This is a genomic window from Mesorhizobium sp. UC74_2 (assembly GCF_042701485.1).
Lineage (GTDB): Bacteria > Pseudomonadota > Alphaproteobacteria > Rhizobiales > Rhizobiaceae > Mesorhizobium.
On sequence record NZ_CP170562.1, the window covers coordinates 3,905,266 to 3,928,490 of the forward strand.

The 23,225-nt window shown below is 63.3% G+C and carries 11 protein-coding genes; 2 read left to right on the forward strand and 9 right to left on the reverse strand.

The window, feature by feature from the left end; translation table 11 throughout:
• Positions 1–51: 51 nt before the first annotated feature.
• The 9 genes from paaI to ACFJIU_RS19080 all read right to left on the reverse strand — a co-directional run bounded on the left by paaI (position 52) and on the right by ACFJIU_RS19080 (position 19,148).
• On the reverse strand, positions 52–492 hold the full coding sequence (gene paaI, locus ACFJIU_RS19040) for a hydroxyphenylacetyl-CoA thioesterase PaaI (protein WP_379062484.1): 441 nt from the start codon (positions 490–492) through the stop codon (positions 52–54).
• Complete coding sequence (gene paaG / locus ACFJIU_RS19045; protein WP_379062486.1) at positions 489–1,283, reverse strand: 2-(1,2-epoxy-1,2-dihydrophenyl)acetyl-CoA isomerase PaaG; 795 nt, start codon at positions 1,281–1,283, stop codon at positions 489–491. Before paaG ends, paaI begins: the two co-directional genes overlap by 4 nt.
• Before the next feature lie 152 nt (positions 1,284–1,435).
• On the reverse strand, positions 1,436–3,574 hold the full coding sequence (locus tag ACFJIU_RS19050) for a cellulose synthase (protein WP_379062488.1): 2,139 nt from the start codon (positions 3,572–3,574) through the stop codon (positions 1,436–1,438).
• 199 nt (positions 3,575–3,773) lie between these two features.
• The gene (locus tag ACFJIU_RS19055) at positions 3,774–6,089 is read right to left on the reverse strand and encodes a cellulose biosynthesis cyclic di-GMP-binding regulatory protein BcsB (RefSeq protein WP_379062489.1); all 2,316 of its coding nucleotides are present in this window, start codon (positions 6,087–6,089) and stop codon (positions 3,774–3,776) included.
• Positions 6,086–8,284 (reverse strand): UDP-forming cellulose synthase catalytic subunit, encoded by a 2,199-nt coding sequence (bcsA, locus tag ACFJIU_RS19060; RefSeq protein WP_379062491.1) that lies wholly within the window; start codon positions 8,282–8,284, stop codon positions 6,086–6,088. Before bcsA ends, ACFJIU_RS19055 begins: the two co-directional genes overlap by 4 nt.
• 164 nt (positions 8,285–8,448) lie before the next feature.
• Entirely contained in the window at positions 8,449–9,405 is a 957-nt protein-coding gene (gene bcsN / locus ACFJIU_RS19065; RefSeq protein WP_379062493.1) for a cellulose biosynthesis protein BcsN, read from the reverse strand.
• A 224-nt stretch (positions 9,406–9,629) separates the two neighbouring features.
• On the reverse strand, positions 9,630–10,568 hold the full coding sequence (locus ACFJIU_RS19070; protein ID WP_379073166.1) for a diguanylate cyclase: 939 nt from the start codon (positions 10,566–10,568) through the stop codon (positions 9,630–9,632).
• Between the two features lie 178 nt (positions 10,569–10,746).
• Positions 10,747–18,873, reverse strand: coding sequence for an autotransporter-associated beta strand repeat-containing protein (locus ACFJIU_RS19075; RefSeq protein WP_379062495.1), 8,127 nt, complete (start codon positions 18,871–18,873; stop codon positions 10,747–10,749).
• A complete protein-coding gene (locus ACFJIU_RS19080) occupies positions 18,870–19,148 on the reverse strand; it encodes a hypothetical protein (RefSeq protein WP_379062497.1) in 279 nt (92 codons plus the stop codon). The genes ACFJIU_RS19075 and ACFJIU_RS19080 overlap by 4 nt, the downstream gene beginning before the upstream one ends.
• A 454-nt stretch (positions 19,149–19,602) precedes the next feature.
• On the opposite strand from ACFJIU_RS19080, the gene ACFJIU_RS19085 reads away from it, so the two are divergent.
• Entirely contained in the window at positions 19,603–21,327 is a 1,725-nt protein-coding gene (locus tag ACFJIU_RS19085) for a winged helix-turn-helix domain-containing protein (RefSeq protein WP_379062499.1), read from the forward strand.
• A gap of 264 nt (positions 21,328–21,591) precedes the next feature.
• Positions 21,592–23,157, forward strand: coding sequence for an ABC transporter substrate-binding protein (locus ACFJIU_RS19090; RefSeq protein ID WP_379062501.1), 1,566 nt, complete (start codon positions 21,592–21,594; stop codon positions 23,155–23,157).
• Positions 23,158–23,225 lie beyond the last annotated feature (68 nt).

The following is a 23,225-nucleotide window of genomic DNA, read 5'->3' on the forward strand; positions in this document are numbered from 1 at the left end:
CGTTCCACGCTGGAACGCCCTTTGCGCATCCGAAGGCGGACGCACGGTGCTCTATGCCGGCAGATGTGTTCCCTTGACTGTGCGCGAGTGGCCGCGGAATTCAGCGACCCGCTCGCCTTTCTGGTTGATCACCGCGATGTCGTAGATGCCGTTGCGGCCGGCGCGCGAAACCTCGCGGGCCCGCGCCGTCAGCCGGTCACCGAGAAAGGCCGGCGCAACGAAAGTCACCGAGCAGTGCTGCGCCACCGCGCGCTGGTTGTAGCTGTTGCAGGCGAAGGCAAAGGCGGAATCGGCCAGCGTGAACATGTAACCGCCATGGCAGGTGTTGTGGCCGTTGGTCATGGCGTCGGTCACGGTGAAGGAAACCGTCGCTTCGCCAGGCCCGACATGTTCCAGTTCCATGCCGAGATGCCGCGAAGCGCGATCCTCCCGCCACATCGCCTCGGCCGACGCCGCGGCGACAGCCTTGGGATCACCCATGTCGATCGTCATTTGCCCTTGAACTCCGGCGTCCGCTTGTCGAGGAACGCGGCGACGCCTTCCGCATAGTCGGCGCTGCGGCCCGCCCTGCGTTGCAGGTCCCGTTCGAGGTCGAGCTGCTGGTCGAGCGTGTTGGCGGCGCTGGCATGGATAGCCTGTTTGGTCAGCCCGATGCCGAAGGTCGCGCCTGCAGCCAGGCGTTTCGCCAGCGCGCTTGCCTCTGCCATGAGCTGGTCGTCATCGACGGCCTTCCAGATCAGCCCCCAGTCGGCGGCGGTCTGCGCCGGCAACGGCTCGGCCGTCAGCACCAGAGCCTTTGCGCGCGCCTCGCCGAGCAGACGCGGCAATGTCCAGGTGCCACCGGAGTCGGGGATCAGGCCGATCTTCGAGAAGGCCTGGATGAATTTGGCCGATTTGGCCGCGAGCACGATATCGCAGGCCAGCGCTATGTTGGCGCCCGCACCGGCGGCGACGCCGTTCACCGCACAGATGATGGGCTTGTCCAGCGAGCGGATAAGACGCAGCAGTGGATTGTAGAAAGTCTCGATCGTGTGGCCGAGATCCGGCGCCTCGGCGGCCTTACGCGGATCGCGATCGCCAAGATCCTGGCCGGCGCAGAAGGCGCGGCCAGCGCCGGTCAGCAGAACAGAACGGATCGCCGCGTCATCGCGAGCCTGCTCCAAGGCAGCACGCAGGGCCTTATGCAATTCCGGATTGAAGGAATTCAGCTTGTCCGGACGGTTGAGCGTCAGCGTCATGACGCCGTCGGCCACCGCCACCAACAGCGGATCAGATTGGCTCACGTCATTTCCTCCCGCCAGTTCCTCTTCGGCGAAGGCTTGACAGTTACATAATCCGACCGGTCGGTCAATATAAAGGAAACCAGCGATTAACCGCGCGGCATGTGCCTGGCTTGGTCGGACGCTTCCCAAGCGCCGGATGAAATCCCACCGCGTCAGTTGCGGTTGCGCGCACGCTCCAGGTCGCCCAGGGCTTTCAAGGCATCGCGATCACCGGTCGCGGCGGCAGCGCGGAACACCTGCTCGGCATCGCCGAAACGATAGAGCTTGAGATAGGCGTAGCCGCGCAGGATCATCAGGTTGATCCGCTCGGGAGCGATCCGGGCACGCTCTTCAAGGGCCATGATCGTTTCGGGATAACGTTGATGTTCGAAAGCAGCGAGCGCCTGCGTTTCGAGCAGGGCAACACGGACCTCGACTGCGCGTTCCCTGCTCAACGGTGCCTTCGAAGAAGCAACCGCCGCCTGGTCGGCCAGGCCGGCACGCAGATAGGCGAGGCTCTGGCCGTAGGCGGCATCGCTGCGGGTCTGCCCGGTCCCACCCAGCGCCACGTCGAATGCGGCGGCGGCCTCGAGCGGCCGGTTGATTTCCATCAGGCACCAGCCGCGTGTCAGCGCTTGCGTCGGCGTCAGCGCTCTTGGGTCCCGCGTCTCCCGGCATCCTGTGGTCTTTGCAGGTGCAGCCCTTGTCTGCCTTGTCGTCCCAGCGCGCGGGCCGAGATCGGGCGGCATCGCTCTCTGCGATGTGTTGGCGGCGGTTTCCGGCTGCGGTCCTGGCTGCTGCAACGGCGGCACGGCGGACGGAACCCTGCCAGTCTCGCGCGGCTTCGCTTCCGGCTCGCCGACCCTCGCGATGCGCTCCGAGCGCCCGATCCACACCTTCTGGATATCGCGGACACCGGCATGATCGGCAAGTTTCCAGCGCATCAGGGCAAGCCCGTAGGCCGAAGGTTCGTCGTCGGGCTTCCAGCCAAGCGCAAGCGCGAACCATTGCGCGGCCGTCTGGAACTGATTCAGCGCATCGGCATACCAGCCGAACTGTTCGGCGGAGGTCGTATCCTTGGCCTCGGCAACGGCACGCGACATGCGATCCAGCACCTCAACGCCAATCTGCGGCGGCGGTGTCAGGGCAAGAAGATTGGCGACAGCAGCCAGATAAACCTTCCTGGTGTCGTCGCTGGTGTTCCGCCATTGGAAAAGCACGCTCTCTGCCTCGGCCGGACGGCTGATGTCGACGAGAGCAAGGGCCAGCCCCTGTGCCGTTTCGGCGGAATTCTCCTTGCCATAGGCGCGGCGGAACCAGGTTTCCGCAGCCTGGGGGCTATCGCGACGCAGATGGTACCAGCCCAGCAGAACCGCGTCGGAGACAAGCCCCTGATCGTTCGCCAGCTTTTCAACCAAAGCAAGGTCTGCCGGCGCCACGAGGAGTTTCGGATCGTCGCCGGCATTCGCCAGGCTTTGCCGCGCGATATCCGTCCGCAACGGATCGAACTCACCCTTGCCGTCCGGCGCCTTGCGCTCTTCTGCCAGCAGCTGATCGATATCGGTCCGCGGCAGCAAAGGCAGCGCCTTCTGGACGGTGGCAAAGCGCTCCTCGGACTTGTCGCAGTTCTTCAGGACGTAGAGATAGGCATCGCGCGCGCGATCCTTGCGGTCCGTGCGGACAAAGGCTTCGGCCACGCGCCACAGGACGTCGACATCGCCGCAGGTCAGCAGGCTGGCATTGGTCGCAGCCAGTTGCACGACCCTGTCGTACTGCTTGAGATCGGAAGCGCCGATGAGCTGGTCGCGCGCCTCCGCAACGGCCAGACGCTCGAGCAGATCCTGCGGCACCTGCCAGCCGGGTTCGGCAGCCTGCCTGCCAGCGACAGCTTTCCTCACGGCGGCGAACTTGCCCTCGGAATAGAGCTTCCACATCGCATCGAGTTGCGGATCGCTGGCTGGCCCCGTCGCAAGGGGGTTTTTCGGCGGCGTCCAGCCCGGGTAGAGCGCCTTGAGCCGGGCAATTTCAGCCTCCAGCCGTTTGGTATCGCCCTTGGCCGCGAAGTATCGCAACGCCGTTTCATCGACCGTGCCCGACTGATCGGTCGTGCCGGATCGGGGAGAAGTTCCGCCGCCCGATTGCGCCAGGACAACGTCCGCGGGAGTGTCCGGCTCGACTACCTCCGTCTTAACCAGCGGGGAAGGATTTTCTCCACCCTGGCGTGGCAAGAACCGATCGACAAGGCCCGGACCGCCGAGTGCGACTGCCCCGAGAATAGCCACGCCGGCTGGTAGGAGAAGAAGCGGCCTCATCGATGCCTCATCCGCCTTGCGGCCGGCCGGGCGCGTTCAAAGCCGCTGCTCCGTCTGTCCTGCTCTGTTCCAGATATGACAATCCGAACCCGCCGCCTCGTCTTTCGCCCTGCCCGGCTCTCTCCCGGAAATGTCGATGATTCGTCAAACAGGATCGAGCCGTTTTTCGGGCCGCCTCTTGTCAGGTGCCTGGTCCACCTCACGATCGCCGCCCGGTTGAGCTCAGCAGGCCGGCCGTGGCAAGGCCCAGGACGATGGACAGCAAGGCAAGGATCAGCGCGTAGAACAGCGCATTCGCCGACAGCCAGTTCGCGATGATCAGGCGATAATTGGAGATGGAGAAAGGCAGCGTTTCGACAAAGGCGGTCCGCGCCGCCGGTTGAACAGCAACCTTTGCATTCTTTGCATCGATCGTGGTGATGCGCCCGCCCAGTTGCCGCCACACGGCCTGATTGGTCAGCATGTCCATTCCCGAATGCAGTTTGTTGGCATCGGGTGCCGTAACCAGCGTCCACGTTCCGGAGCCGCCGGGACTGCTTTGCTGGGCGACGAGCAGCGTGGCGTTTCCTGTCGGCGAATAGGGCGGGTCGGTCCTGGGTATCAATCGCAATGAACTGCCCGAGAGATTGAAGGTCCGGCTCAGCCAGTCCTCCAGTGCACTGACCTGTCCACGCCAACCGCTTCCACGCAGCTTGTCGCGCCATTGGTCGAATGTGACATCCGTGTCCGATCTTGCCGAATTGGCAGCTTCCCCCCATGTGGTCCTGCTGTCGTCGGCGATGCCGACCTGTGACAGCACGGCGGCAGGTATCTGGGATGCCGCACCGACGAAGATGGCATCGCGATCGGTGATGGCTGCTGGTGCTGCGGTGACGTCGAACGGAATTGGTCGGCCAGCGGCGGCCGATAGCCGCGCCATCAGCGAAACCGCTGCGGACAGTACCTGCGGCTGGGCATTGTCCACAACCAGCGCGACCGGACTGGCAGCCCTGCTGTAAGGAGCGCCCGTACCACCGATCGCGGCCAGGTTCGGCGTCCTGCCGATACGCGCGAATGCCGGCATGACCATTTCGGAACTGTCGAACAGCACGAAGCGGCTGCTGGTGGATGCGGTGGCCCCGGGTGCGCAGACGGTATCGGCCTGCGTGCGCAAATCGGCCTCGATGGAGATCTTGTTATCCCCTGGCCGGAAATGACGCATCGTGACGTTGACCGGCAGATGCCGCAGGATTTCTCCCCTGGCCGCCGTGATCGGTATCGTGGCAGCGATGTTGTCGTTGACATAGATGTCGATATGGCTGCCCGGCAGAACCTGCTCGGAATAGGCGGCATCCAGCAGCAGGGTGATATGACCGTAGGAATCGGCATAAAAATCGGACGGCACGCCGATTGAAAAATCAGTCCTGAACCGCCGTCCGGAAAACTCCTGCGTCGGCACTCCGAGTTCGGAAAACCTTTTGCGGCCGGCATCGAAGAAGATCGGCACGTCGGGCATGCGCCAGGTCTGGGTGGCAAGGTTCGTGCGCCGGCTTTCGGCCGGGCGATCCACTTGCCTGATCAGTTCGTCTATCGCCGAGTTCACCGCCTGCCAGTCGGGCCCGGTGATGACGAATGTTGCAAACGCCCTGCCAGGCTCTTCGACCATCGCCGACACCGGGGTTGTCGACGCCCCCGCCGGCAGATTTGGCAGAAGCTGCTGGATCTCCGCTGCCGGTCCGATGACGACGGTGGCCTGTCCCGGGCCCGAAGGACTGCCCAATGTTTCGCGCAGCTCGAAAGCCTGGTTGGGCATATTGGCCAATATCGCCAGCGCCTCCGCCAGCCTGACAACGGGCGCTGTCGCGACCGCCTGGGTCAAGGATGGCACGACGAAGCGGAAGCTGGTCTCGCCGCGCTCATCGACACCGATGGCCCGAATGTCCTCGAAACTCTTCCAGCGCCCTGCCCCTGCCCCCTGGAAGGTCAGGAAGGTTCGGGTTGGATCAAACTGGGTCCACAATTCATAGGTGGACTGTATCGTGCAGTCCGTGCGGTGACGCAGGCTTGTCTCCACCACGATTTCGTTGAACCCGGGCCGCAGAACTCCGGCAGGCAAGGCGGCATCGAGCTGCGCAACACTGTTTGGAGATGACACCGGCGTGTCGATCAGCCGGGTGCCGTTGATCGACAGCTTCAGGCGGGAGGCCTCTGGCGCCACGACGATCGCATTCTGAAAGGCCATTTGCACGGACGCCGGAGATTCTGCCTCCTGCGGCGTCAGGTAGATCGCCCATGACCGGCGCGCGGTCTCTCCTGCCAGAACCAGCTCTCCAAACGGTATCAGATAGCGGCGCTGATTTTCGGAGGCAGGCAAGACAGTTTGCTTGCCGATTGTCGGGCCCGAAGGATCGGCAATGGCCGGCTTCGCCGGCTCTGCTGGCCCCGGCGCTTCCGGCGACATGTCGAAAGGCGCCACCTGCGCTCCGGCAGCCGCCGTCGACATGAGAAGGGCAAGGGCCACATGCCGCCATCTCATGGCTGATGCCCCGCGGTTTCACCGGCCGCAGCCTTGATTTCTGTCCGGCCACGAAGATCGCGGAAGAAGTAGACCAGTCCACGATATGTCTGGAAAAGCGCCAACCGGAAGAACCAGAACGTGCCGCGCAGCAGGCCGGGATTGCCGCGACGTGACAGCTGGAATTGCTCCCACTGCCTGGAGTTGGCGAAGATCAGGTCGGCGACGAGCCGATGGTGCCGAGCCTCCTGCGGCGTGTAGCGGCAGCCGATAGCGATGCCCTCGGTCGTCCGTTCGAAATTGCGGATCTTGACCGGCAAGGCGCCTTCGGCGTCATCGGCAAATGTCATGAATCGCAAGGTCGCGTCGGCTCCCCTGGCGAGGTCATCGAGTTCGGCGCCGGGCACCACGACACGCGCACCGTTCGCAGACACGTTCTCGATCGTGCCCTTCAACCATTTTCCATTGTAGTTGAAATCGCAGCGTCGGCTTACCTTGACGCGACGCGTCGCAGCCCGCTCGCCTCGCTCCGAGACAACGCCGAGGGCGCATCCGGCCATGAGAAGGTTGAGCAGATTCCAGCCGCCGACGACCAGCGTCACATCAGCCTTGTAAGGTTCGGCGTAAACCTTGTAGGCGGTCATCGCGACGGCAGCCAGCAACACGGCAAAGATCACGAAGAAAGGTCGCCCGATTTCGGAGAGCCGGCTCTGTGCGATCGACTCGTCCTTTGCCGTCACCTTGAAGGTCGGCTTGCTCGGATTGATCATGACGGAAACGACCGCCGGCAGCAGGTGAACTGTCTGCACATATTCGTAGAGTTCGGAGATCCAGGGCCAGCGGAACGCACCATAGAGGTAGTTCTGCATCATCAGGTTCACGATCATGTAGGCGAGCGTGTAGGCCATGAACTCGCCGCCGGACGCTGTGAATATCTGGAGATCGAAGAACAGGTAGAAAAGCGGCACGAACAGGAAGATCGCCCGCGCGAACGGAAACAGCCAGAACAGCGTCGATGACATGTAGCAGAGGCGCTGCGGAAACGAGAGGCCGCGCTTCAGCGGCGGGAAGCGGAAGCGCAGGATCTGCATCATGCCTTGCGCCCAGCGGCTGCGCTGTCCGATGAAGGAAGCGAAGGTGGCCGGCTGCAGACCGGCGATCAGCGGCCGGTCGACATAGACGCTATGCCAGCCACGCGAGTGAAGCTCGACCGCGGTCTCGCAATCCTCGGTGATCGAGACGCCGCTGAAACCGTTGGTTTCGAGCAAGGCAGCCCGCCGCAGCACCGCCGCCGAACCACAGAAGAACGCGGCATTCCATTTGTCGAGACCGCGCTGGATCACGCCATAGAACATCTCGTTCTCGGACGGCATCTTTTCGAACGTCCTGAGGTTGCGTTCGATCGGATCCGGATTGAGGAAGAAATGCGGCGTCTGCACAAGGAACAGGCGCGGGTCCTCGTCAAAATAGCCGACGGTCTCCTTCAGGAAATCACGTGCCGGCGCATGGTCTGCGTCGAAGACCGCGATGAGCTCTCCCGTCGAGTGCTCCAGGCCGTTGTTCATGTTGCCGGCCTTGGCATGCTCATTGCGCTCGCGCGTGAGGTAGCGTGCCCCGAGATCGCTCGCCAGTTGCTGTAGTTCGGCATGTCGCCGCTGCGCATTGTCGGCCTCGGCAAGCCGATCGGAATTGCGCTTCTGCAAAGTGCCGCCGTCGTCGAGCAGCCAGACGGTGAAGCGATCCTTCGGATAGTCCATCGCCATGGCGGCCGCGATGGTGTTCGCCAGCAGTGCCGGCTCCTCGTTGTAAGTCGGAATGAACACATCGACGGTCGGCAACCTGCCGTCGAATTTCGCCCGCGATGGCCGGGACGGCAGCGGTTGCGCAACCACGAACAGGCTGAGCGCCAGCATCATGACGCTGTACATCTCGGCAAGGTAGAGCAGGATGCCCGGAATGAAGTTTTCCGGCTGGTTGATCGGCGGCAAGGTGCTGGTGGTGCGCCAATAGACATAGCGCATGACGATCGCGGTGCCGAAGGCGAGCGCTACCAGGCGCCAGATCCCGTCTGGCCGGACCAGCTTCAGGATCATCATCGCGAGGAGAACCGAGAGTCCCGCGACCAGCTGCGTCTCGAGGCTGATGGGAAGCGTTACCAGCCCCAGCACGGCCACGGAGGCGATCGCCCACTGCAGCACGATCAACAACCCACGCATCAGACCTGTCTTTCCATCATTCCTCAAACCTCGCCGCTGCGGTCATCGCGCGACACGCGGATTCGCCGCGCCTTCCAGGAAGCCGATTCCCGCTCCCTTTAATCAATGGCCGATGCAGGTCTCCGTTGCCTGCCTGCCCGCAGATATGGTTAGCGATTCCTTTCTCATTGTTTGCAGTTGGAGCTCACCGGATCACACGGCGGCGGCGGCACGATCACCGCCGGCTGACTTGCTGTGGGTACCTGGCGAACCTGTGCTGTCGGCAGCCGCGTTTCTGCTTGCGATGTGGCAGTCCCCGGCGGCGGGGGAACGATCGGCCCGGTCGGCTCCGGCAGGGCGGGCACGCGTTGTGGGGCAGGCGCGATATGTCTCGGTCGCACGACCCGCTCGACCGACGGAGCCTCGCGCACTGGAGACGTTGTCACCGTCGCGAACTTCTCCGATGCCGTCGGATAGACGGGGGCGCCGGATCTGCCGAGCGAAGCATCCGGCGCATTGACCGCGCCATAAGGATTCCAGCCACTCGAACGGAAATAGGACGAGATCGTGAAATCATACATGGCCTGCAGCAGGCGCTCTTCCGGCAGTGCCTGATCGCAGAGCCGCAACCTGATCTGGATCGAACCCTTGTTGCCGATGAGCGTCTGCGTCGAACCGGTGGAAGTCAGGCGCTGCCAGGCATAGAGACAGGTATCCCCCGAAGATGACCGCCCGACGGCGTAGCCGAACGGGCCGTACCGGTTCTGCACGTAGTAAGGTGATCGGGCCATGCGAACGCCGGGAAAGAGCTGGCGCATCTCGGTGCCGATGTTGCTGGGCGGCAGGAACCCCGCGCGCAATTCGGTCTGTCCTGCGACCTTGCGGTCGACGGGGCCGAACAATTGAACCCTCAGCATGTTCTGGCCGGGAGAATGCGCGGAGGTCGACAATGCGATCTCCTGCTGAAGCGCGTTGGCATATTGCCGTTCGATGATCCCTGTGATTGCCGGTCCGCCAGGGCCAGGATAGGCGAAGGCCTTTTCGGCAGAGACCATCTGCGTGTCCGACAGCGAACCGACCTGGGTCTGCTGGGCACAGCCGGCCAGAAGCAGTCCCGTCATCATGCCGGATAAAACCAGCATGGGAGGCCGTGCTTTTCCGGTCTTTGCTGCAGGCAGCCTGCTTTTGAGCAAAGTTCGCATGGCGCTGAAGCTAAGAGATTCGGCCTGTCCAACGAAGCGCGAAAGCCAGCCCTTTAGCGGTTCATCACATTTTGATGTGGCCTGAGTCGAAATTGCCACATTGGATCAACGCAGCGGCCCGCCACCATGCATCGCCGCCAGAAGATTATCACTGTCAGGCCGGATCAAATCACTGGCGCCGGTTCGTTTCTGGGCTCACCTTCGAGACAGATGCGGTTCCGGCCGCCAAGCTTTGCCCGATAAAGCGCCTTGTCGGCACGCTCGTATAATCTGTCGAGCGTATCGCCAGGCCGGGCCTGGGCAATTCCTGCCGAAAACGTGTAGCCAAATGCAGTGTCTATGCTCAGCGGCCGCGATTGACGGACCTGCGAAAGCATCCTTTCGACGATGTTTTCGGCATCCGGAAGGCAGGCGCCCGGCAAAACGAGCGCAAACTCCTCACCGCCGATCCTTCCCATGCTGTCGAGACGGCGCACCATGCCATGGATGGTTATGGCAAAGTCTCGCAATACGATGTCACCGGCGGCATGGCCAAAGCGATCATTGATGTTCTTGAAATTGTCGAGGTCGAGGATCGCCAGACAACCACAGCTGTTATCAGGCACAGCAGTTGCCCTGGCGATGATTTCTTCCGCCCGCGCCAGCACGAAGCGGCGGTTGGGTATGCCAGTCAGTTCGTCGGTCTGGGCGACCTTGAGGGCAAAATCGCGATCCTGCCGAACCTTTCGCTCGGTCGCCCTTATCGATGTGATGTCGCTGGCGATGCATAGCATCCATCCCTCGGCATCGACGGTTTCGGTCATCCAGAGCCAGCGCCCGTCGAACAGATCCGTCTCGAAGGCCCGAAAGCCAACCTTTCCGCGCCTGGCCTGGGTCGAAACCAGCCATTCCTCGAAGCTGGCGGCCCGGATTATCGTTCCGCGCGACAGGGCAAAATTCCGGCGCATGATCTCCGCCCAGAGCGGCGTCTCGTCGGGATCGATGAAATAAACGTCGCGGAACGCCCGATTGGCATATCTCAGGCGATCGGAACCGTCATAGAGCGCCACCATGGCGCCGGAAATTTCCTGGACCTCCGATAGCCGAAGAACGATGTCTTCCATCATCAGCCGCTGCAAGTCCCCGCATCAGACAGTACGTTAGCATACTATCACGTGCGACTGGATTGCGTTGGTTTGATGTCAATCGACATGAACGAACCGTCACCAGCGCGGCTCCTGCCCGTATCGAGCCACGTGCGGCTGGCAGAACCAACAGTTGGTTGCTGCCAGCCGCTCGCGGTCACCATTTCATGCCGATTTTAGCGGTTCCAGCGATGTTGTGGAGGTTTCCGGAGAGTTCGCCCTGGAGGCTTGCGGCGGCGAAGAAGCCGTTGGCGGTTGCGTATTCGATGCCGGCGTCGAGGAGTGCGCTGTAGCGGTCGGGATTGGCGCCTTCGATGCTGAAGGCGGTACCGGGCAGCGCCTGGAAGCCGGCGACGAAGCCGATCGTGTCGCCGCCATTGATGGCAAGGGCAGCGCGGCCCGACAGCGTCAGCGTTGCATTGTTGTCGAGGCCGATGCCGTGATCGAGCCTTGCGCCGAGTTCGGTGCGGGTGACGGTCGTGGTATTGCCCTTGTAGGCCAGCCCGAAATTGCCCGCCCCGGTCTCGCTGTAGCCCGGCATGCGGTAGGCGATCGCCTGGAAGGCCGCATAGGGGGTCAGCGTCGCCAGCGATGTCTCGATGTCGTAGCCGGCCTCGATGCGTCCGGAGAAGGCATGGGCGTTGAAGTCCCCCGACAGCGATTTGCCAAGCACGGTGCGGCCGGTTTCGACGTCGTAGAAGCTGTAGGCGGCGGCAGCCGCGACATAGGCGTTGCCGAACTCCTGCCGGCCGAAGACGCCGGCATTGAAGAAGCGTGCGCTGCCGCTGCCGAGCTTGTCGGCCAGCTGGAAGTCGGACGCGCCGCCGCCGAGCGCGATGCCGATGGTGGCATCGTGCCATTTGCGGGCAATGCCGCCTGCCAGCCCGAACGTCTTCAGGTCGGTGTCGCGCGAGCCGGCAGCGGCATCGCCGCCGATCTCGGAGGTGCCGCCATAGGTGGCACCCCAGCTGCGCCAGCGACTGTCGAAGACTTTTGCGACAGGACCGCCAAGCCGATCCGATCTGGCGCCGAGCGCTGCGAAGGGCTTGTCGCCATCTGCTGCCGGCTTGTCATCGGCGAAAGCCGATGCAGTGTCGCCGGCGCCCTGCCCGCCACGGCCCGCCAGCGCCTCGCCCGACAACAGGCCGAGGAACTGGTCCGTGCCATGGATGCCTGAGCTGATCGCGCCGGCTGCCGGCTCGCCGGAGACCAGCGAGAGGCCGGCGCTGTCGAGGGCACCGAACTCGGCCAGGATACCGCCCTTGGCATCGAAATAGCCGACGATGGCATTGGCCACCGAGCGCTGGTTGCGGTTGAGCGGGTCGAAGACCGGCCTGCCGCCGGGCTCTCCTGGCTTGCCCGGCTCCCCGGGATTGCCGGGCTCGCGCATGTCGAGATCGAGCGCGAGATAGGCATTGTTGCCGTCATAGGCGAGCTTGTGCTTGAAGCCGGAGGGTGCGGTCCCGGTCAGGCCGACGAAGCTGGTGCCGCCGAGCCCACCCTGCGCATTGAGCAGGGTGTAGGTCTTCTGGATGTAGGTGGCGGCAGCATAGTTGGTCGACACCGTGCCGCCCGACAGATTGGCGGTTCCGCTGACATTGGTGCGGTCGGCGGAAGCCGGATCGAGTTCGACGGCATAGGTCGAGCCGGCGCCCATGACCAGGTTGCCGGCGATGGTGACGGTGCCGATCGAATTGCCGGGCGCCAGCGTGCCGCCATTCGCCACGGTCACCGAAGCCAGGGTGCCGGTGCCGCCGAGCGTGCCGCCTGTCTCGACCGTGATGCCCGCTGACGATGCGATCGAGCCGTTGACCGACAGCGTGCCCTGCTTGACGAAGGTCTGGCCGGTATAGGTGCTGGTTCCCGACAGCATCAGCTTGCCGGAACCGGACTTGGTGAAGGAACCGCCACCGGAGAGGGAACCGGAGAAGGTCGAGTTGCTGGTCTCGTCGACGGTGAGGTTGCCGCTGCCGAGTGCAACGGAGCCGGCGCCCGAGAGTGTGCCGATGATCTGGTCGAGGCTGCCGAGGTCGAGGCTGGCGCCTGCCGCCACCGACACCGCGCTGCGGGCCGAGAAGGAATGGGCCACACTGGCGCCCAGCGTGCCTTGCGAGATCGTGGTGGTGCCGGTGTAGTCGTTCTGCCCCGACAGCGTCAGGGTTCCCGCCCCGGTCTTGGTCAGGCCGCCGGCACCGGTGATGTCGGCGGCGATGCCTGCGGCAAAGCCGTTGCTGTCGAAGGTGCCGCCACCGGCCGAGAGCGTGACGGCACGGGTTGCCGCGACATCGAAGGCGGCGTCGTAGCGCAGTGTGCCGCCATCGAAAGTCAGCCCGCCGGCGGTATCGCCGAGATTGCCGTCGCTGGCGACGGCGATGGTGCCCTTGTTGAAGAAAGTGCCGCCCGAATAGCTGTTGGCTCCCTCCAGCACCACCACGCCGGTGCCGTTCTGCGCGACCTGGCCATGGCTGCCGGCCCTGTCGGAGACGACACCGGAGAAGGTGTAGGTGTCGGAGCGGTTGAAGGCGAGCGTGCCGCCGAGCTGCACATCACCCAGGATCGAACCCGAAGTGCCGCCATTGCCGAGCTGCAGCGTGCCGGCCTCGACGACCGTGCCATCGCCATAGGTGTTGTCATTGGTCAGGATCAGCGTACCGGCACCTGTCTTGTGCAGCGTGCCGGGATCGGTGGCATCGGCAATCACGCCGGAGATGGTCATGGTGTGACCATTGGTGTCGACCGTGCCGTAGCTCGGGCCGACTTCGAAACGGTTGGCGAAGGTCAGGCCATCCGCTCCAGCCTGGAACACACCGGTATCGTTCAACAGCACACGCCCAGTGCCGACGGCGCTGTTGTTCGTCACGATGAGTTTGGTGTTGCCACCGAAATAACCAACGGTGGTGCCGCCGGTGTAGGTGTTGACACCGGTCAAGGTCAGCGTGCCGCCGCTCAGCGTGAGCGAACCCCCGGTTGAATTGTTGAAGCAATCCGTGCCCGTCGTCCCGCAATCGCTGATAACACCGGAGAAGGTGCCGTTCGCATTGACGATGCCGAGGTTCCTGCCGCCGAGATAGACCTCGCCGCTGCCGGTCAGCGATTTGATGCCCGGCCCCGATCCGGTGCTTTGTGCGGAAATGTCGAAGACGCCGTTAGCCACGACACCGCTCGAGGAGAAGACACCGCCGTCACCCGAAAGCTGCAAGGTGCCGCCCTGCTCGATCGTCGTCGCGCCGGTGTACAGGTTGGCGCCGGAGAACATCTGCGTCGCGCCGTTGGCGATCACCACGCTGCCACCGGTGCCGCCGCCGATGCCGCCGTCGCGGATCAAGCCGCCGAACAGGGAGCCATTTGTGATGGTGAGGGTTTTCGAACCCAGCGCCACGATGCCGTCGCCCGTCGCACTCGACAGGCCGGCAATGCGCGCACCTGCGGTCGTCTGCGAGATGTCGAGAGTGCCGTTGGATATGAAGCCGACATAGGCAGAGCTGGCGATCGACCCGCTGCCCTTCAGCGCCAGCTTGGCACCGCCATAGATCTCGGTGGCGTTGGTGTAGGTGTTGACGCCGGACAAGGTCTGCGTGCCAGCCTCTATCGACAATCCGCCGCTACCTTTGATCGTACCGGCGAACTCGGTCGAACCGTTGGTGATGACCAATCCCTTGCTGCCCAACTCGACCGTTCCGGAAGACGTTCCGGCAAGACTGGTGATCGCCGCGATCGGCATGTACCGCCCTGAAATATCCAATACGCCGTTTTCGATATTCACGACGCTCGACATGCCGATGTTGCCGAGACCATTCAGCGCCAGCGTGCCGCCCTTGATCGTGGTGGCGCCGGTATAGTCGTTGACGGTCGAGAGGATCAGCGTGCCGCTGCCGAATTTGTCGAGCCCAATGCCTGCGGCCCCGGTGAGCACCGAGGCGATCTCCGCCGTGACCCCTGCATTGACGTTGACGAAGCTCGCAGAGCTGTTGTTGGCACTGTCTCCGGTGAGCGTCAGGTCATCGCCCTCGATCTTGTAGCCGTCGCTGGTGAACTGGATGCCCTCGAAGCCGACCGGGCCGCTGACCTTCACCACTCCGCCGGTGCCGGTGAACACTGCCACCGAACCGTGCCATTGATCGTTGAAGTCAGCCGCGCCCGGAGCGCCGGTCCAGTTGGTTCCTGCTGCACTCCAGATGCCGGCGCCGCCGTCGACGGTGCCGTTGCCGATGCCGTCGGTGCCGTCCCAGAACTGCACGATCTGGTCGCCATTCTGGATGAACAGGTTGACCTGGTGCGGGATCGCGGTCTGGATGGTGGCGCTCGCCGGCAGGCTGGAATAGCTGCCGGACACCGAACCATCGACGTTGAACAGCCGGTAGTAGCCGGACACCGCGCCTGGTGTCAGCAGGGTTCCGCCAAGCGTCAGATTGCCGGTGACGTAGACGAGGTCATTCAACGGACCGCCGACGGTACCCGGAGCGCCGAGCTCGAACAGGCTGGTCGAGCCAGCACCCAGGGTCAGGTCGCCGGCGACCGTCAGCTTGCCCGGGCTGCTGCCAGCCGACAGCGTTCCGTTGACGACCGTGCTGCCCAGCGTACCATTGCCGCCGATCGTGGCACCGGCATCGACGGTGATGCCCGACGAGGAAGCGATCGAGCCGTTCACCAGCAGCTTGCCGCCGCTCACCGTCGTCGTGCCTGTATAGGTGCTGGTGCCGGTGAGTGTCAGCGATCCCGCGCCAACCTTGGTCAGGCCACCGCTGCCGGTGATGCCTTGCGAAATGGTGGTGTCGAAGGTGTCGGTATCGATGGTCCCGCCACCACCATTGAGAGCGATCTGGCGCGTCGCGGCGAGATCGAACGACGCACCCAGCTTCAGCGCGCCGCCATCGAAGGTCAGGGAGCCGGAAGCAGCACCCAGATTGGTGTCCCGCGAAGCCTGTACGACACCTCCCAGCAGCGATGTGCCACCGGTATAGGTGTTGTCGCCCGACAGCGTCAGTGTGCCTGCGCCGGTCTTGGCCAGAGAGCCGCCGGTGCCCGCGGGGCCGTCGCTGATCGTCCCGCTGACCTCGGTCGACTGATCGTTGGAGCCGACGGTCAGTTTCTTGGAACCCAGATAATAGCTGCCGGCGCCTTCGATCGAACCGGCGGTCGTGCCGGCCGAGGTCAGGTCGCCGATATGGAAACTGCCGCCATCCTCGACGGCAAAACGCGCGTTGCCACCGCTGCTGCCGTCACGGAACTTGACCGAGCCGCCGGAGTTGACGGTGATGGCCGCGCTTGCCGCGGTGCTGCTGCCTTTGAATTCCATCGCTCCCCGGGCCGTGATGACAGCCGTGCCCGCGGTGCTGGTGTCTGAAAAAGTCGTGATGCCGTCGCTTTCGATCCGCGCCCCGTCGGCGGTGCTGCGGTCCTTGAAGTTCATGGCCGACATGTTGCGGATATGCGCCTGGTCCGCCGAGCTGTCGCCGGTGAAATTGACCATCTGCAGATTGAAGATCTCGGCGTTTCCGGCCTTGCTGCTGTCGCTGAAGTTGAGGACGCCGCTGCTGTTGTTGATCTCGGCGGAGCCGCCCGTGGCACTGTCGTAGAAATTCAGCGTGCCGGCGTTGATCCTGATGCTGTTGCTGCTGCCACCGGCGCTCGTGGTATTGTGGAAATTTGTGGTGCCGCTGCTGGTTATGGACAGGGCGCTGCTCGGATCGACATTGACGATGTCGAAGGTGCCGCTCGCGGCCACATCGACGGACCCGGTGATCTTGCCTGCAACACCGCCGACACCGCTGGTGCCGAGCTGCAGCGTGCCGGCATTGACCTTCGTGCCGCCGCGATGATTGCCGATACCGGTCAGCGTCAGCGTGCCGGTGCCGACCTTGTTCAGGGCCAGGGAACCCGCACCGCCATCCAGGATCGTTCCGCCAAAGACGCTCGAACCGTTGACGCCGCCGATCGACAATGTCGCGTCGGAAATGCCGGTGTTGGTGACGATCCCGTCACCGGTCAGCGCGCTGATCGCCTGGTCGAAGCCGCCGAGATCAATGGTCGCGCCACCGACGACGCTGAACGCGCCAATGGACGAAAACGCATTGGACGCGCCGCCTTGCAGCGTGCCGCCGGCAACCGCCGTCGACCCGGTATAGCTGCTGGTGCCCGAGAGCTTCAGCGTGCCGTTGCCGGTCTTGACCAGCGAACCGCCGGTACCACTGATCGTTCCGCTGACTTCGGTCGACAGGTTGTTTGAACCGACGGTCAACTCGTTGTCGCCAAGCAGATAGGAGCCACCGCCGGCGATGGAGCCCGCGTTGAGCTTCTTGTTCCCGCTGGCACCGGTCGAGCCGGAGAAATCGACGGTGCCGCCATTGCTGATCTCGGCATTGGCCGCGTCGCTGTTGAAGAGGAATACGACGCTGGAATTGTTGCTGATCCTGGCACTGCCCGCCGTCGCGGTGGAGCGGAATGTCAGGTTGCCGTTGTTCGTGATCCTGGCTGTACCGGCCTGGCTGGCCTCATAAAAAGTCAGATCCTGATTGTTGGTTATGTCGGCATTGCCTGCCGAGCTGTTGCCATAGAAGGCCAGCGTGCCGCCATTGGTGATGTGCGCTGTGTCCGCGGAACTGAAATTATCGAAGTTCAGGAAACCACCGTTGTTGGTGGTGATGGTGGCACTTCCCGCCAGACTGTTCTGATAGAACAGAAGCGTGTTGTTGTTGGTGATGTTGCTTGCGCCGGCCTTGCTGCCGTCGTGAAACTCGACAAAGAAGTTGTTGGTGATCCTAGCGCTGGCGGCGCTGCTGGTGTCGTAGAAATAGAGCTCGCCCGTGTTCGTGATCGTGGTGCTGCCTGCGGTGGTGGCGTTGTAGAAATTCGTGGTGGCCTTGTTCGTGATGCCGGTGATGGCCGTCGTGTCGGCATTGGTCAGGTTGAATGTGCCGCTGTTTACGGTCACCGCCCCGCGGATGGAGCCGGAAGTGCCGCTGGTGCCAAGTTGCAGCCCGCCGCCGCCGCTGACGGTGGTCCCGCCGGTGTAGGTGTTGTTGCCCGTGAGAATGACCATGCCGGAAGGTCCGGTCTTGACCAGGCCGGCGCTGCCCGCCAGCGTCGCTCCAATCGTACCTGCGCCCCAAAGGTTGAAACCGTTCGCGGCCTCGATCGTGCCGGTGCCCGAGATGGTGCCGCCGTTGAAGGTGAGCGTTCCGAGGCTGAGTTTGCGGCCGGCGGCAACATTCAGCGTCGCCGTATCGGAATTTGTGAGCGTCGACACGCCGGACATGTTGCCGCCGGTGAGCGATATCGAGCCGGTACCCTGGTTGTTTATGTTGCTCATCTGCGCATCGACGTCGCCGCTCACGACATTGATCGCGCCAGTGTTGTTGACGCTGTAGCCCACACCGGGAGAGAGCTTCGCCGTACCGCCAGGACCGTTGAAATTGATGATGCCGGAAACGTTGTTGTTGATGTCGCCATTGTCCATCACGACACCGTCGGTGCCGACATTGATGGTGCTGTTGTTGTTCAGCGTGTTTCCGGTACCGAACAGCACCGCCCTGGCGGCCAGGTTGATCTGGCCGCTGTTGAAGATCGTTACGGCGGACAGCGTGTTTTCTTCGCCGATATTGATCGTACCGCCGGCGTTGTTGAGGCTCGTGAAGCCGGTCGCCGAGTCGGACCCCAGGCTCAGTGTCGCACCCGGATTGATCTTGAGCACATTGCTGTATGTGCCGGACATCGTGGTGGTGCCGCCGGCCAGTTCGATCGAACCGTAGATCAGACCTTCGTTATGAACGCTGTTGGTGCCGCCGGTGAGATAGATCGCCTGCCGTTGGGCGTTGTTGCTGGCATTCATGCCGCCCAGGATCTGGCCAGTGATGTTGTTCGTGAGGGCAATGTTGGCACCATACACGCCAAAACCGCCCTGGCCTCCCGCACCAGTGACGCCGGCGTTGAACGCCCAGGACCCACCCGCCCCGCCATTACCGCCCCGAAGGGTGCCGTTGTTGACGATGATCGCACCATTGGGATTGCTCACGGCAACGCCATTGCCCCCCGTACCGCCGGCGCCGTAATCCGATGAGACGAGATTGGACGCCAGGGCAGTCGAAATGCGGGCACCACCACCTGTTCCACCCGCTCCACCCGCGACTGTGACACCGGCGTTGACCGTCACGGTTACACCGGCATTCGTCCCGTCGACGAAGACACCGCTGCCGCCGCCGCCGCCGCCACCGCCACCGCCCTTGCGCACGCCACCGGATGTTTCCGCCGCACCATTGCCGCCGTTGCCGCCGACACCGCCTGTCATGCTGGTGGAGATCGAGCTGCTGGTCCCGAGCGCGGTGCCCGCACCACCGGCGCCACCACCGCCGCCGCCTTGACCGATAATATACCCCCGCCGCCGCCGCCGCCGGCATCAGCGCCGCCGCCGCCGCCACCGATAGGGCCACTGCTGCTGCCATCACCTCCGCGTGTGCCGGTCACCACGCCATTTCCCGACTGGCCGGCATTGCCGCCCGTACCAGGCGTGCTGAAATTCGGGGCGTTCGTGCCGGCAGAACCGCCTGCTCCGTCTGCCAGCACGCCGGTGGCCGCCACAAGCGCCAGCGGAGCCACTGAAGCGGCAAGCAGGCCATACGCCGGACAGCGGACGGCAGCGCAAGCCGGTTGGTCTGCGCCAGGTTCTTCTTTCCAGAAATCACGAAAATGCTCCGCATGCTTTGCTATCGGCGGTAGGATTGGAGAGGGGCGGCCGGCGCATCACGCCAGGCAGAAACACCCGAAAAAAGTCGAGCGCTGCAACTGGGGGGTATCCGGCAGGAAGGCCGGCAGACGACCGCTTCGGCCGGCCGAAGCCGCCTCCGACATCCTTGATTTCAAAGTAACTTCCCCGCACAACAAGCCCTGCCCTGAAACGGCATCCCGGGCTTTCATCTCATTGAAGGTGCGGGTACGTCCTGAAGCGGCGACGAAGACTTTCTGAAGATTTTCTGATATTTGAACGATACGCGGCGCAGCCGTGGAAAAGGGGAAGCACGTGCTCCGGTTCGCCGGCTTTGAGCTTGATCAACGACGCGCCGAGTTGCGTGACGCCGGCGGCAGCCCGATAAGGCTGCGGCCGAAGACGTTCGACATGCTTTACCTGTTTGCGGTCAATGCCGGCCGCGTCGTCAGCAAGCAGGAACTGATGGAGGCGATCTGGCCGAACGTGCATGTCGGCGAAGACAGCCTGTTCCAATGCATCCGCGAGATTCGCACCGCCCTCGCCGACGACGGGCGCAGCCTGATCAAGGTCGTTTCCGGTCGCGGCTATATGTTCGATGCCGCAGTGTCCGGTTTGCCGGTCAACCCCGATGTGCAGCCCGAGCCTGGAGTCGTCGCGACGGAACGCGAGCGGACAACACCGTCCGCCGAGATCCGGCCATGGCCGTTGGGACAGCGCCATTCGTTCCGCGGGCTGCGAGGCTGGACGGCCATCGTCGTCAGCTTTTGCGCGCTGGTCGGTTTTGCCGTCGCGGCGCAGGCCATCGCGCCAAGGCTGATGTTTTCACGCAAGCCGCCGGTGGTGATGGTGATGCCGATCGCCACCAGCGGCGATGCGCAAATTGTATCGACGGCCGGCAACGTCACCGAGCGCCTGAGCGATGGCCTGGCCAAGATCGACACGATCCGGGTGGTGACGTCGCGAACAAAGCCCGCGACGGCATTGCTGGCTGGTGTGTCCGCTTCCGTTGCGGATGCCGACTTCCTGGTGAGTGGCGAGCTTGAGCGCAATACCAATGCCTGGACCTTGGAAGCGCGCATGACCGATACCGCGACTGGTGAGGTGACATGGACGACATCGGTTTCGGTCGGTGCCGACCAGACCGAGCCGGCCATACAACAATCCAGGCTTGCAGCCGCTCTCGGCCATGAGCTTGCTCTGCGGATCAACGCGTCGCTTTATCCAGATACCAGGGGGATCGCACTCAATTCCCCCGTCGACAATGCCAAGGTCGTTGTCGAGCAGGCCATCGCCTCGATCAGCCAGACGACGCGCGAGCGTTTCGCCACCGCACAGGCGATGCTGGAAAACGGCCTGACCGGGGAGCCCGACAATGTCGACCTGCAGGTCACGCTTGCAGCACTTCAGACGCGCGGCATCCAGATGGTCTGGTACAGCCCGGCTGAAATGACCGCCGCGGAATCGAGAGCGCGATCCCTGCTGGAGCGCGCGCTGCAGGCAAAGCCGCGCTACCTGCCCGGCCTGGAAGCCTATTGCCGGTTCCTGACCGCGACCAATAACTTCGTCGAAAGCCTTGTCGCCTGCGCACGTGTGTTGAACCTCGACCCATGGAACGGCGGTGCGCTCTACCAGCTTGGCCTGACGCAGCTTCAGCTCGGTCGTACCGAGGATGCGCTTGCGACATTCAAACAGGCAGATGTCTTCGATACCCCAGTCGTCTCCCGCTGGACCTGGAAGATCGGCATCGGCTGGGCCCATCTCATGCTCGGCCACAATGACGAGGCCGTGGAATGGATCAAGAAATCCATCGCCATCACGCCTGCCTCGGGCCGCCCCTATCTGCTGCTGGCGGCAGCGCTTCAACGCGCCGGTCGTCCCGAAGAAGCAAAGGTCGCCCTGGCCAAGGGGATGGCGCTGCGCCCGAATTCGACTGCGCTCAACGTGCTGCCGCCGGAGCGCAACGCCAGCCCGGCTTTCGTCGAGACGAGCATCGGCATCGTGCAGACGATGGTCGAGGTCGGACTGCCGAAGAACTAGACCTTCTGCAGTGACTCCATAGCGCCAGGCCTGCGCAATCCGGCACCCGGCTCATGGGCTACGCCCGGGCCTTTTCGCCATTTCGTCGAAAACGGCAACCTGCCCCATCTCTCCCGTCTGACGCGATTCCTTCTGAGCATAACTTCTCCGCCGACGCAGAGAATTCAAGATGCATGACTTTTCATTCAAGTCACTTGACAATCACTCACCATAGTTGAATCCTTCACGTGCTAAGTTTTCGACTTTGCACAAATGGGGGGAGATATGAAAACGACCAGGCGTATGTTCCTGGCCGGCGCGACCGCGCTCGGCGCAGGCTCACTCATCATCGGACCGACGGGCAAACTGGGCCGCGCTTTCGCTCAGGACGGCAAGACATTGTCCTTCGCGGCCGCCGGTACCGTCACCAGCAGCTGGGACCCGAGCTCCCATACGGTTGCACCGCAGATCACTGCCGAAGGCTTTCTCTTCGGCCATCTGACCAAATGCCCGATGACGCCCGAAAATCCGGGCGAGATCCTTCCCGACCTCGCGGTCGAATGGAAAGTGATCGATCCTTTCACCCTGGAGTACAAGCTGCGCCAGGGCGTCACTTTCCATGACGGCAAGGAGTTCAAGGCCGAAGACGTCAAGGCGACCTACGAATACGCCTCACAGCCGAGCCGGCCGGCATCGGCCTGGTATCCGGGGCAGGTCGAAGTCGAGATCGTCGACGACTACACAGTGCGCCTGAAGACCGAGAAGTTCGGCTATCCGGCGCTTAACTTCTGGTATGTCTCGGCCTTCCTGCCGATCCTGTCGGCCAAGGATGTCGCCACTCCGGATGTGCTCAAGCAGCGACCGAACGGCACCGGTCCGTTCCGCTACGAGGCAACCAAGGGCGACCAGATCATCTTCAAGGCGTTCGACAAGTTCCATGACGGCAAGCCGCAGATCGAGACCATATTGTGGAACTATGTGCCTGACGCCAATACGCGCGTGCTTGGCCTGCTGAACGGCCAGTATCACCTGACCGAGCGCCTGGAGCCCGAGCAGTTTGCCTCACTGTCCAAAGAGGCCAGCATCACCACGCAGCGCGGCCTCTCCAGCGAAAACAAATATCTGCACTTCCGCTGCAACAAGCCGCCCTTCGACGATGTTCGTGTGCGCCTGGCTGCCGTTCATGCCATCGACCGCGAACAGGTCCTCGCCGTGGTCGGTGACGCCGGACAGGCCTCAAACTGTCATATCTCGCCGGTGAAGTTCGGCTACACCGACGTTGCCTCCTATCCGAAGTTCGATCCGGAACTCAGCCAGAAGCTTCTTGCCGAGGCCGGGTTCCCGAAAGGCCAGGGCCTGCCGGAGATCGAATACATCACCTCGGTCGGCTTCTATCCGAAGACCCGCGAATATGGCGAACTGATCACGGCCATGCTGCAGGAACAGGGCTTCCCGGTGAAGCTGACGACGCTGGAACCTGCTGCCTGGGAAGAACAGCTCTATCGCCGCGCCGACGGCCAAGGCCCCGGCCACATCGTCGATGTCGGCTGGATCACCGGCTCGCCGGAGCCGGACCTGGTGCTGCGCCCGAACTACCTGTCGAAATTCGCGCTGATCAACGGCATCTCCGATCCCGAGATCGATGCGGCCCTCGACAAGGAGCGCAATGCCGCCTCGACCGACGAGCGGTTGAAGATCCTGCAGACGGAAACCCTGCCGCTCATCGCCGCCAAGGTGCCGAGCGTCTCGCTGTTCTCGTCGGTGTTCCTGCGGGCGATGTCTAAGAACCTGCAGGGCGTCTATTTCTACCCGAACGGCCCGATCGATCTCAGCAAGGCGACACTCGCCTGAACCTGGCAGACGCGTGCGGCACCGCTGGTGCCGCACATCACTTTGTCTCGCGCATGATCTCTGGATCA